This window comes from Microbacterium sp., from assembly GCF_036823965.1.
Lineage (GTDB): Bacteria > Actinomycetota > Actinomycetes > Actinomycetales > Microbacteriaceae > Microbacterium.
The window spans coordinates 32164-42798 of the sequence record NZ_DAITBE010000014.1; the positions used below are offsets into that span (position 1 = coordinate 32164).

Here is a 10635-nt window from a genome sequence, read left to right on the forward strand (position 1 = left end):
GGGTCATCGATGTCGTCCCACGCCGCGGGCGGTGCATACCCATTCGCTGCAGCCAGCCGGCGGGTGCGCGTCTGCGCGTGCTTGTGGTCGGTTGGGCAGATCATTCCCGCCCCCAATATCCGAGGGCGGCGACGGCGACGATGATCGCGAACCATCCGACGGGGTGGGTAGCGTTGTGGGCGAGGGTGACGACGCCGATGAGGATGCCGGCGACGATGATCGCGACAGATGCTCGGTCGTTGCGTGGCTGGTAGGTGTCGTCGGGTTGGCCGGTGTCCGGCATGATCGATTCGACCTTGCGTGTCGTGGTCATCGTGTGTGCCGCCCCTTCTTCGGTGTGAAGATGACGCGGCCGATTTGGATGACGAACGCGATCGCCTCGAATACGCGGCGGCGAGCCTGCCCGAGCGTTACCCGGTCCTCGCGGGGCTGGTAGGGCGCGAGCTGCGCCCGACTGAGGTCATTCATGCGGGGTCACCCCACTTCTCCACGAGACGGTCAATGACGCCCTCATGTCGGGCGATATGGTCCTCGCACAGGGCGATTGCGAGTTCCAGGCTGGGACGCCGACGCGCGACCTCGGCACCGGTAGCCTCCGGCCACCCGTCATCGCCCGCGATCAGAGTGCGGAGGTCAGCGAGTGTTCCTGACCAGCATCCGACTGTGAGGTACCAGCCCGCGCATGTCGGGACGAGGATGACTTGCCCTGACGGCAGCCCAGTGACCTGCAACACGTCGGCAACCCCGTACAGGTTGGCCCCGCCCAGGTTGGCCCCGCGCAGGTTGGCCCCGCCCAGGTTGGCCCCGCGCAGGTTGGCCCCGTACAGGTCGGCCCCGTACAGGTCGGCCCTGCCCAGGTTGGCCCCGCGCAGGTTGGCCCCGCGAAGGTCGGCCCCGTACAGGCTGGCCCCGTACAGGTCGGCCCTGCGAAGGTCGGCGTCGCGAAGGTCGGCGTCGCGCAGGTCGGCGCCGTACGGCACGCTCGGTCGCTGGTTGTTTGCGCGTGCAGTACGCAACTGCTCCACGAGTTCGTTGTTAGCCATGGTGTTCTCCGGTTCGGGCGATTGCTGCCCACAGGTTTGGTTTGATGTGCCGGTACAGGCCGCTACGCCGCCCACGGTCGCTGTGGTTGTCGTAGGTGTGGGCGATCCCGTCACCTGAGACGGGGCCGAGGACAGGCCAGTTGCCGTCGAGACTGATCACGTCAAGCACTCGCATCAGCGGCCTCCACCTCATCGCAGAGGTCGTGGAGTGCGTCGGCGAGGGCGCGAGCCTCCGCGACTGACAGGTCACGCACACCCGTCGCGAACCGGCCCAGATCGACCGTGATCGTGATGGGGAGTTTCTTCATCCCGGACGGGTCGACAGTGAACTTCGACATCACGCCACCTCGCGCTTCACAGCTTCGAGTGCCGCGATCTCCGCGTACTTGCGTTCCACGCGACGAAGAATCCGGTCATTCTCGCGACGAGCGTTCGCCGCCGAAACCGTGTCCCATACGGGCGTGCACTCCATCAGCACTGCCGTGCCACCCCACCGGTTGATGAGGTTCACGCGCGCCTGCGCCGCCGACCGTGACCGGTAGATGCGGTCATCCGAGGGCATGAAGAATGGCTGGTAGCCGTCGTCCCAGCGGTCGCAGTCCTCGCCCCACTTCTCGATCGCGTACTCGCGCCACCCCTCGGGCTCGTAGTCGTCGAAGTGCTGCATCGCGTAGTCGAGTTCCGGGTCGAGGTCGTCGTACACGTATTGGGCTTTGTAGAGGCGGGTCATTTTGCGAGTTCCTTCGTGAGGTGCCGTGCGGCGGTGTCGTTGAGGGGGAGGCCGCGCGATTCGAGTTCGCGGGCGAAGTCGACTTCAGGAGTGCCAGGGCGCACGCGGGGCCGTTCTCGGCGGATGCCGTCTTTGTCGGTCGAACCGTGGAGGTAGATCCATGGCTTTCCGCGATACGAGGGATGCCCGTGCTGCGTGCCGTTCTTGATGCGGCCGTTGTCGTCGCGACCCCGCGCGCCGCGCTGGTCGATGAGATAGCCGCGGGCGTAGAGCAAGTTGAAGAACTCACGCTCGGGCACGTCGGGGAAGTAGTGCTTGTTGAACTCTCGGAGGGTGATCCCGTCCTGGGAGGCGATTGCCTTCACCGTGACTTCGGCGCGCACTGCGCGGGCCTCCGCTTCCTTGGCCTGGTCGAGTGCAGCCTTCGCCGCGTTGATGATCTGCTCGATACCGGTCAGGGTGGTGAGGTCGCCCGATGGCGCACTGACTTCGGCGCGGCGGGTCTGGATCGCGAAGTAGGCCTGCGCGGCTGCGATCTCTGGCTTGCGGGGATCGCCGTTCATCGCGACGAGGTATGCGGCGAACCGCGTCAGCTCGAAGTCGCGTTGCGGGCGGCCGGCACCCTTTTTCGTGACGCCACGAAAAAGGTGATCGACGTGGTGCCCGAGGTTCGCGGCCGATGAAGCGGCGCGGTCGATTACCGACTCGAAGTTTTCCCAGCGGTCGTAACCGAGCGCGGCCATGAGGTCACGTGCTGACCAGCGTTCGTTGCCTTCGTCATCTATGGCGCGCATCTCGTCAAAAGACGGCGCGAGCGATAAAATCGTCATCTGAGACTTCCTTTCAATGTCTCGTGGCCCCGGCGCATTCGTACTGCTGCCGGGGCCGTTTCTTTTGGTCTGTGTCCGACTCTCCGGGACATACCGGGGCCGGGATTATGTGTGCTCGCGCCGTCATCGGGGCTCTCCGCTACCTGCCACCCGAGGGTGTGCTTACGTCCACGCGGCCATCGTCAGAGAGGGCCGGCGCGTCTTCGTCTGGTGCGAGCTATGTCGTAGGGGCGCGTCAGATGCGCCGGGGTTGCCTCACCGCCGGACGGGGCGAGGAAGAATGTGGGGCCGCTTAGGCGGCGGTGCGAGTGATCCGCGCGATTTCCACGGCGCGGTAGCGGCGGTGGCCGCTGGGCAGCTTCACTGCTGCGATGTCGCCACGCTCCGCCATTCGCTGGAGCGTCCGAGGGTGGACGTGGAGTTTTTCGGCTGCTTCCCTCGGGGTGAGCAGCACCTCCGCTTCGGAGTGATTAATCCGTTTTGTCATGCCACCATCATGCATGACGATTTGGACTTTGCAAGCCAATTCGGCCCTGCGTGTCGCAATCTGTCCGATTTGCCGCTATTCTGATCGCATGACGACAATCACCGCACCTGTAAGCCACGAGCCGCTAAACCATGACGCTCGCGTGGGCGAGCGCGTCATGATGCTCATGTTCCGAGCACGCACCACACAGACCTCCCTCGGCAAGTCCATCGGTATGACCCAGACCGCGCTCTCGAAAAAGATCCACGGCGAACGAAAGTGGACACTCGACGACCTCCACGCCGTCGCAAGCGCGCTCAACGTCAGCGTCGCGACACTCATCAGTGAGACCGAGACGCCGGATCCGAACCGTCCGCTTTCAGATTACAAGTCAGCAAGTTCGGCACCCGTAATCTCGCTCGCAGCGTTTGCCTCCAGCTTCACACGCCGCCCTGGCGCAGCAGCCAAGGCCCGTGCATAACACTCGCGACCATGGATAGCTACATTGACGATTGGGACGCCCACCAAGCGGCATCGAATCTCCGACCACGTACCATCAAAGATCGCAACACTATGCTGCAATCCCTCGAACGACGCGCCGGTAAGCCACTTATCGAGTGCGAACGACGAGATCTCATCAAATTCCTCGCACGGCCAGAGCTCTCGGGATCAACCCGCCAGCACTACAAGTCGAATCTGATCACGTTCTATACGTGGCTGCAAGACGAGGGCTACCGCCTCGATAATCCCGCGATCCGTCTGCCGAAGGTGCATGTCGTCGTTCCCCAACCGGATCCGGTATCCACTCTGGACATCGAGCAATTACTCGTGTCCGTGTACCGCCCAGCACGTATCAAGATACTGCTGTACGCGCTCCAGGGAATGCGCGCATCAGAACTCGCCGCGATCGAGGGCAGACACATCGATCGTGACCGCCGCACGGTCCACATCCCGGATGGCAAGGGCGGCAAAGAGGCGTGGATTCCGTTGCACCCGGCGATTGCTGAGATCTCGAAGACGATGCCGGATGGGTTTTGGTTTCCGTCGTACCGGCTTCCTGGTGATCATGTCACCGGCAATAGCGTGTCGCATGTGCTCAGCCTCGCCATGCGTAGGGTGGGCCTCGATCGGCACCGTCCCCATCAACTCCGGGCATGGTTCGCGACGGAGATGCTGCGGGCGGGCGCTGACTCAGCCATAGTCCAGGCATGCATGCGGCATTCGTCGCTGGAGACGCTGAAGCGATACGCGGTGCCGTCGCATGAGCAGACGCTCGCGGCAGTGACGGGGCTGCCGACCGTGCGTATTCCAGAGAAGGTGCAGCGGCGGGCGGCGTAGCGCCCTCGGCGCGACTCGAACGCGCGACCGGGAGATTAGAAGGCTCCTGCTCTATCCGCTGAGCTACGAGGGCTGACCCGACCATCGTAGCCACTCAACTACTAACCAAGGGAAACATGACCATGGACATCACGAACGCCTTCGACACGTACAGCCTGCTCGCGTTCGAGTACCTCCTGCAGGGCGATACCGAGCGCGCCCGCGACATGGCGGCGCAGTATGCGCAGCTGCGGGACGAAACTACGACCGACACCGAGCGCGAGGCGAAGCTGCCGATCTGGGAGCTCGAGCAGCAGCGCGCGTAGACTCGCCCGCATGGATCTCGAAGACGCCCTCGACACTCTTGGAGCTCTCATCGAGCGAGTTCCCGAAGACCGTCAACTCGAAGCCGTGAATGCATGCGTCAGCGTGCTTCACGGCTTCGCTGATTTACCGGAGCTTCTCGAGTGGCGTGGTCGGCAGGGCACGATCGAGAGCATCATTGACGACCTCACGTAGGGCGCGACACGCCCGGGATGCATGATTTTTAGGTTTGGTCTTGCGCGTTACTAACGCTCGCGTTAGTATTTAGGTATCAGGTCAACGGGAACACCACAGACCACCAGCCAGGAGCACACCATGAACACCATCACCGAAATCGCCAACCTCATCGCCAGCAGCACCCGCAAGTTCACCATCACCGAGCAGACCGACAGCAAGATCACCTTCACCGGCGGAGCTGACATCTACACCTTCGAGACCGAGGGCAGCGACCGGATCGGTTTCACCCGCCTCTCGGAGGACGAGCCCGGCACCGGCCACCGCAACGTCGAATCCACCGCCCTCACCCGCGAAGCCGCGATCCAGCAGGTCAAGGTCTACTGCGGCGTCGCCAAGTCAGCCTTCCAGCTCGCCCGCGAACGCCAGCGCGCCGCCCGCGGCGGCACCAGCTGGCACTTCTAAACCCACCAGGTGGGGCCACACGCCCCACCACGAAAGGCCGATCATGGAAACCTACGGAAACCTCCGCGACGTTGAAACCTCCCTCCGCGCACTGTTCGCCGAGTTCGCCGACGACTACGACCTCACCACCCTGGCCGAGGATGTCGCGACCTACGCCGACGGCATCTACACCATCGACCTCGACGCCGAGCAGATCATCGAAATCGCCGACGCCGAACACCGCACCACTGCCGACGACAGCGACGCCGGCGAGGAACTGCACCAACAGATCCTCGACCACGCCGCCCGCGTCGGATCGATCGCCCTGACCCCGCTCGTCATCGGTGACGTAGAGGTTCGCATCAACGGCGAATTCCAGGCGGGCGGGCTCGTACGGTGGCCTACCGCTGAGTCGTTCTGGGTGTCACTCACCACCCCGGACGGACACGAAACCGTGCTCCGCAACCTCGACGGCTGGGGCGACCTCGCCGACAGCATCGACACCGCCACCTCACAGCACAAGCGCCGCGTCGAGCAGACCACCCGCAAAGACACGGATGACCTCGCCACTGCGGTGCGCCACCTCGCCGAGGCACAGGCCGCCGCTGACGCCGCGCGTGCCGCACGAGACGCGCTCATCCGCGACGCCATCGACCGGGGCATGACCAAATACCGTGCCGCCCAGGTAACCGGCCTCAGCCAGCCCCAGATCAAACGGATTGCGGTGGCGTCATGAGCGACCTCGTAGCAGTCACCGGATGGGTCACCGAAGCGCCCGCAGGGGATGTAGCGACGCTCCTCTACTATCCGGCCACCGGGGTTGATCTCGACCCGGGCAAGATTGCGCAGCTCGCCGGCGCGTGGGGCATGGGCCCGGTCGGCGACACGCTCAAAGTCGGGTCGCTGCCGCCGACGGAATTGCCGCCGCTCAGCCACGAGTGGGAAGCCGCCGCGCAGGCACAGGGACGCGTGGTGGTGCTCCTCACCGCGCTGCCACTGTCCGCACCGACACTGCACGATGTTGATACCGTCACCGCTGACGGTGCACCGACGTGGAGCGTGCTCGCTCCCTGGCGGTAGATCCCCGCAACTGCGGGGCGTACAAGTAGCCGGCAACTACTCTCGGCTCATACCCGCAGGTGCGGGTGCCGTCAGAATAGCACCCTGGAAACGCGAAAACAGGCCCCGCCGTCCACGCATGTAGCGTGAAGGCGGGGCCTGAATTTCGTCGAGGTGAAGGTTATTCTGCGGCGTGTTTGCCACTCGTGCCGAGCTTCTGCAGCGCCTCGGCTGCGCCGGTCGGTTTCCACACTGCCGAGTAGGCGGCCTGCCCGACGCCGAGCGTCAACAGTGCGTTGAGGATGCCGACGCCGAGGTCGTACGGCTCGCCCGTGGCGAGGGCCGCGCCGAGCTCGGTCAGCACGCCAGTCGCGATCGAGAGGGCGACGAGCAGGCCGCCCTTCACCGCGGGCGACGTGACACGCGACGTGACGAGGCCGACGAGGGCCGGAATCACTACGGCGATCGCCAGCGAGATGAGTAGGGACGGTGGGAGGGTGAACTCGATCATGCGAAACCTCTCAGATAGTGGGGTCGTGCGGGTGGGGGTGGGGTCATTCCTGACTCGATCCAGATGAATACGGCGTCGAGCTCTTTGGTCAGCTGGTCTGCTTGGCGCTCGGCCGTGTCGGCGCGCTTCTCGGCCAGGTCGAGGCGCTCCTCGAGATTGTCGAGGCGTGTGCGCATTTCCTGGTAGAGCTTCTGCCATTCCTCGGACGCGGACGCGGCATGCTCGACGGTTGCGTTGACCTGCGCGGCCTCCGCGGTGATCTCCTGCGCGCGTCCGGTGCGCTGCGCTGCCTTGTAGACCAGCCAGGCCGAGATGAGGGTGACGATCGCGGTGATCGCCGCAGTAATGATCTGCTCAGGCATCCGCATCGCCCCCTCCCGGCAGCATGGTCGGGTCTGTCCTCGCCGGCGGATCGGGCGGGTCAGCAACCCCCGCGGCGGCGTACGCGAGTGCCGTGTACGCGCTGTACGAAATCGTGGAGATCCACCCGGTCGGGTTCCCGCCGATCATCCACGACAGGAGGAACACGAGCGCGAGCGCCGAATACGGTGCCATGACCGCGCCGTACGCGAGCCGTTCGAGCCGATCCGCACCCCGCAGATGTGCCACCCCGGCAGCGACCGCGATACACGCAAACGCGCCCGAGATTACCGTGAGCGCGCCGAGGTGATGAGGTTCCAGCCATACGATCCACTCGAACGCACGGTCACGTGAACCCCCAGTCCGCGTGGACGGGAACAGATAGGACGCGCCGAGGAACAGCTGCGCGACACCGATAATGCCGAGCAGCTGGCGCCGCGTCGTAGCGAACCTGCGCATGAACATCCCCCTAGCTGCTGAGTCGCTTCACGAAGCCGGCCCAGGAGTTCGCGCCGAGTACACCGTCGACGGGGCCGGTGTAGCCGCCGCCCTGCGCGTAACGCTGCATGGCCTTGTACGTGTTCACGCCAGGCTTGCCGTCGATCGGGCCTGTGTAGCCTGCGCGGTCGCGCACGGTGCGCTGCACGCCCTTCCACGTATTCACGCCAGGAACACCGTCAGCAGGGCCGCTGTAACGTCCGAGCCGCTTCAACCACTCCTGGATCGTCTTCCACTGCGCGGCCGTCGCCGTTGTAGACGATGCGGCGGTCGATGCCGGCTTCGATGTGCTCGGAGCAGTCGTGGCGCCCGTCGCCTTGCCGGACTGGTACTTGCGTGCGAGCGTGAGCAGCTCGGCCTTGCGGCGCTGGAGGTCGCCAGGGCACGCGGTCGGGTACGAAGCCCTGAAACGTGTCCAGAGCTCCTGGTGAGTGAGCACGGTGTCGTCGTTGATCGGGAACTCGTAGCGAGTCGCTACGTCGGCAATAAGCCGCGCGAGGTTGTCGAACGTCTTGTCGCTGACCGTCCAGTTCTTGGTCGAGTTGTTGATTGTTTCAACCGTGATCGAGCGCTTGTCGAACGCCGCGCCCTTTCCGCCGTCGTACTTCGAGCCCGACGTCCACGCACGTCGATCCTCGTCAACGACGAGAGTTATCGTGTCGCCGACGACATAGTTTGCGGACACCGTGCGCGTCCCCCGCACCATCATGTCGACAACGCCCTCCTGAGAGGTGCTCGCCGCGTGGTGGACGAGGAACCGATCGATCTTCGCACCGTCGCGCGAACTCGACTGACTGCTGAGACTGATCTTGTTCGTGAGCTTGGAATGAGTCATGTCTGCCTCCCTGGGCATGGAAAACGCCGCCCACTAGGGACGGCTTGGAATTAACGGTGGGCTACACGACCGCCCAGAGTGCGGGGACGGCTGCGGGGGTCCACCCGGCCTGGCTTGTGTGTCCGGTGATGCAGCGGTACGTCGCGCCGTTGAATGTCACGAGGTCGCCGGAGAGGTACGTCACTGAGCTTCCGTTCCACTCCTGCACCGATGGAGTTTCCGGCTCAGTCGGTGCCTCCGGCTCTTCCGGCTCTTCGACCACCACTTCTTCCCACAGCATCGCGTGCGTCGGGATCGTCAGATCGCCAGGCTCCCATACGTTCCCTGTCACGAGGGAGCGCCACACTTTTCCCGAGTGTGCGACTTCCCACCCAATCGGGTAACTATCATGCGCGCCGACAGGGGCCACCCATTCCGCGCCGTTCTCCCGTCCGGTGGCGTCGAGCACCCGCATGGTCAGGTCGCGTATTTGCCGCGCGGCCCGCTCTGCGATGTCGCGGCGGTCGATTTCTTGGATCACCGCCGATCGGAGCGCGTGGAGCTCCTCGAGGCTCGCGGTTGTCATGTCCCACTCCATGAACATCCTCACTTCTCGTAGGTGACGGTGATGCGGGTCGTGGTGGCGTCGAAATAGGCGTAGGACGCCAGGCTGCCGGGGTTGCGCGGGGTGACCGTGATACCTCGAGCATCACGGATACCGTTGAAATGGCTCGACGGAACACTATTCGTCAACGCCTGCCCGCCCTTAATGTCCATCGCGGAAACCGCCGTATGCGACGGCCACGTTGACGGGAGGCCCGATGCCGTCGTATAGCCGACGCTGATTTTCGCCGCGTTACTGCTGTTACCCATTTTTGTGCAACGAACCGTGATCTTCGCGCTCTTAATCGTCGCGCCCTGCAAGTCGGAGTAGAGGGCGGCGGGCATCTGGTAGAGCAGCTTCTCGGACATGGCCGAACCGAACACGGAACCGGCAGTAATGTTCCGGCTGTCCGAGGCGGTGGCATTCCCAGCCGTATACCGCTTCACGCCCGTCGTCTTGTACGTCTTCGTGTACGTGCGTTTCGGGTTCGATGTCGACTCCGCCGTCTGCGCGTCAATCTCAACGGTCGGGCCGATATCACGGACGATCATCATGGTTCGGGGCTCGCCCGTGCCCGCGTAGGGGCCGTACACAACCGTGTTCTGGTTCGCAGACCCGGCGAGGAACAATCCAACATATCGTGTCTCCACAGCAGTGTCATCGCCGCCTGTGAACGGCTGGACTATGAGGTGTTTAAACGTGATGAGGCGGTGCATCGTGCTCGCGGCGACCATTTCGGATCGGATTGAGTTCGAGGTTGTGGGGGGTGCGCCGGTGTTGCGTCGATACCTGAGAGTGATGTTGCCGGGGTCGCGCGCGAACACCTGCGTTTCGATTTCGTACATGCGGCCCGGTTCAACGTCAATCGTTGTCCATAGGATGCGTGTCTCAGTGTTCGTGGCGATCGTCGTGTCTGAACTCAGCATCGTCACGGACTGCACGCCGCGCGGCCCGTCGAGGTTAGTTACTGGAACTCCGCCAACTTCGAGCTCGCTGAACGAGCCGAGCGCGCCCCAGACGTTGCCGTCCTGGTCGATGCCGCCCGAAGGGTCGCCCGCCGCGCCCGCCGCGGTGATCGAGATGCCGCCCGAGGGGTCGATGCGCACGAGCTCCTGCCGGTTCGCCCAATCAGTGACCGACTGATTTCCCACGACCGGCGCGTAGGCGATCAGCGCCTCCGCCGTCCACCGCCAGTTATCGCCAAGCTGGAACATCGACGTGAGTACCTTGCCCGCCATAAGCTCGGGGGTGATCAGCTTGTCGATGAGCGCCTGAGACGCGGTGACCTTGTCGGCCGTGACCGCGCCGGTGGCGATCATGTCGCGCGTGATGATGTTCGTGAGCACCTGCAGCCGATCGACCACCGCGAGCTTCGCCCACAGCGCATCCGTCGTGACCTGCTTGATCGCGGCGACGCCCGTGACGGAGAGGTTCGTCATCATCGCGTCGATGAACACACCG

The 10635-nt window shown here is 64.3% G+C and carries 20 protein-coding genes and 1 tRNA gene; 7 read left to right on the plus strand and 14 right to left on the minus strand.

From position 1 onward, the window contains the following. Positions 1-100 precede the first annotated feature (100 nt). From V7Z82_RS17365 to V7Z82_RS17395, 7 genes are all read right to left on the minus strand, one after another. Positions 101-313 (minus strand): hypothetical protein, encoded by a 213-nt coding sequence (locus V7Z82_RS17365; RefSeq protein WP_334153029.1) that lies wholly within the window; start codon positions 311-313, stop codon positions 101-103. Further along, entirely contained in the window at positions 310-468 is a 159-nt protein-coding gene (locus V7Z82_RS17370) for a hypothetical protein (protein ID WP_334153031.1), read from the minus strand. Before V7Z82_RS17370 ends, V7Z82_RS17365 begins: the two co-directional genes overlap by 4 nt. After that, a complete protein-coding gene (locus V7Z82_RS17375; RefSeq protein WP_334153032.1) occupies positions 465-1043 on the minus strand; it encodes a pentapeptide repeat-containing protein in 579 nt (192 codons plus the stop codon). The genes V7Z82_RS17370 and V7Z82_RS17375 overlap by 4 nt, the downstream gene beginning before the upstream one ends. 161 nt (positions 1044-1204) lie before the next feature. Continuing rightward, positions 1205-1381, minus strand: a complete 177-nt coding sequence (locus V7Z82_RS17380; RefSeq protein WP_334153034.1) for a hypothetical protein — start codon at positions 1379-1381, stop codon at positions 1205-1207. Further along, positions 1381-1773, minus strand: a complete 393-nt coding sequence (locus V7Z82_RS17385) for a hypothetical protein (protein ID WP_334153035.1) — start codon at positions 1771-1773, stop codon at positions 1381-1383. Before V7Z82_RS17385 ends, V7Z82_RS17380 begins: the two co-directional genes overlap by 1 nt. Further along, complete coding sequence (locus V7Z82_RS17390; protein ID WP_334153036.1) at positions 1770-2603, minus strand: BRO family protein; 834 nt, start codon at positions 2601-2603, stop codon at positions 1770-1772. Before V7Z82_RS17390 ends, V7Z82_RS17385 begins: the two co-directional genes overlap by 4 nt. A gap of 292 nt (positions 2604-2895) precedes the next feature. Further along, entirely contained in the window at positions 2896-3090 is a 195-nt protein-coding gene (locus tag V7Z82_RS17395; RefSeq protein WP_334153038.1) for a helix-turn-helix domain-containing protein, read from the minus strand. A gap of 88 nt (positions 3091-3178) precedes the next feature. Here V7Z82_RS17395 and V7Z82_RS17400 point away from each other — a divergent pair, with 88 nt between their 5' ends. After that, entirely contained in the window at positions 3179-3550 is a 372-nt protein-coding gene (locus V7Z82_RS17400; RefSeq protein ID WP_334153039.1) for a helix-turn-helix domain-containing protein, read from the plus strand. Positions 3551-3561: 11 nt separating this feature from the next. Beyond that, positions 3562-4407, plus strand: a complete 846-nt coding sequence (locus V7Z82_RS17405; protein WP_334153040.1) for a tyrosine-type recombinase/integrase — start codon at positions 3562-3564, stop codon at positions 4405-4407. On the opposite strand, the gene V7Z82_RS17410 is transcribed toward V7Z82_RS17405, so the two are convergent. Further along, positions 4408-4480 (minus strand) — tRNA-Arg (locus V7Z82_RS17410). Positions 4481-4523: 43 nt separating this feature from the next. Between V7Z82_RS17410 and V7Z82_RS17415 the strand changes: the two genes are divergently transcribed. The 5 genes from V7Z82_RS17415 to V7Z82_RS17435 all read left to right on the plus strand — a co-directional run bounded on the left by V7Z82_RS17415 (position 4524) and on the right by V7Z82_RS17435 (position 6408). After that, entirely contained in the window at positions 4524-4712 is a 189-nt protein-coding gene (locus V7Z82_RS17415) for a hypothetical protein (RefSeq protein WP_334153041.1), read from the plus strand. A gap of 10 nt (positions 4713-4722) precedes the next feature. Next, the gene (locus V7Z82_RS17420) at positions 4723-4905 is read left to right on the plus strand and encodes a hypothetical protein (protein ID WP_334153042.1); all 183 of its coding nucleotides are present in this window, start codon (positions 4723-4725) and stop codon (positions 4903-4905) included. Positions 4906-5025: 120 nt separating this feature from the next. Then, positions 5026-5349: a hypothetical protein gene (locus V7Z82_RS17425; RefSeq protein WP_334153044.1), complete on the plus strand. Its 324-nt coding sequence runs from the start codon at positions 5026-5028 to the stop codon at positions 5347-5349. 43 nt (positions 5350-5392) lie between these two features. After that, entirely contained in the window at positions 5393-6064 is a 672-nt protein-coding gene (locus V7Z82_RS17430) for a hypothetical protein (RefSeq protein WP_334153046.1), read from the plus strand. Beyond that, positions 6061-6408 (plus strand): hypothetical protein, encoded by a 348-nt coding sequence (locus V7Z82_RS17435; protein WP_334153048.1) that lies wholly within the window; start codon positions 6061-6063, stop codon positions 6406-6408. Before V7Z82_RS17430 ends, V7Z82_RS17435 begins: the two co-directional genes overlap by 4 nt. A 160-nt stretch (positions 6409-6568) precedes the next feature. Here V7Z82_RS17435 and V7Z82_RS17440 read toward each other — a convergent pair whose 3' ends face one another. The 6 genes from V7Z82_RS17440 to V7Z82_RS17465 form a co-directional block, all read right to left on the minus strand. Next, positions 6569-6898, minus strand: coding sequence for a hypothetical protein (locus V7Z82_RS17440; RefSeq protein WP_334153051.1), 330 nt, complete (start codon positions 6896-6898; stop codon positions 6569-6571). Continuing rightward, on the minus strand, positions 6895-7260 hold the full coding sequence (locus tag V7Z82_RS17445) for a hypothetical protein (protein WP_334153054.1): 366 nt from the start codon (positions 7258-7260) through the stop codon (positions 6895-6897). The genes V7Z82_RS17440 and V7Z82_RS17445 overlap by 4 nt, the downstream gene beginning before the upstream one ends. Then, positions 7253-7717, minus strand: a complete 465-nt coding sequence (locus V7Z82_RS17450) for a hypothetical protein (protein ID WP_334153056.1) — start codon at positions 7715-7717, stop codon at positions 7253-7255. Before V7Z82_RS17450 ends, V7Z82_RS17445 begins: the two co-directional genes overlap by 8 nt. A gap of 10 nt (positions 7718-7727) precedes the next feature. Next, positions 7728-8591, minus strand: a complete 864-nt coding sequence (locus tag V7Z82_RS17455) for an N-acetylmuramoyl-L-alanine amidase (RefSeq protein ID WP_334153058.1) — start codon at positions 8589-8591, stop codon at positions 7728-7730. Positions 8592-8652: 61 nt separating this feature from the next. Then, the gene (locus V7Z82_RS17460; RefSeq protein ID WP_334153060.1) at positions 8653-9156 is read right to left on the minus strand and encodes a carbohydrate-binding protein; all 504 of its coding nucleotides are present in this window, start codon (positions 9154-9156) and stop codon (positions 8653-8655) included. Positions 9157-9176: 20 nt separating this feature from the next. Beyond that, positions 9177-10635, minus strand: a 1459-nt coding sequence (locus V7Z82_RS17465) for a hypothetical protein (protein WP_334153062.1), incomplete at its 5' end; no start/stop codon positions are given.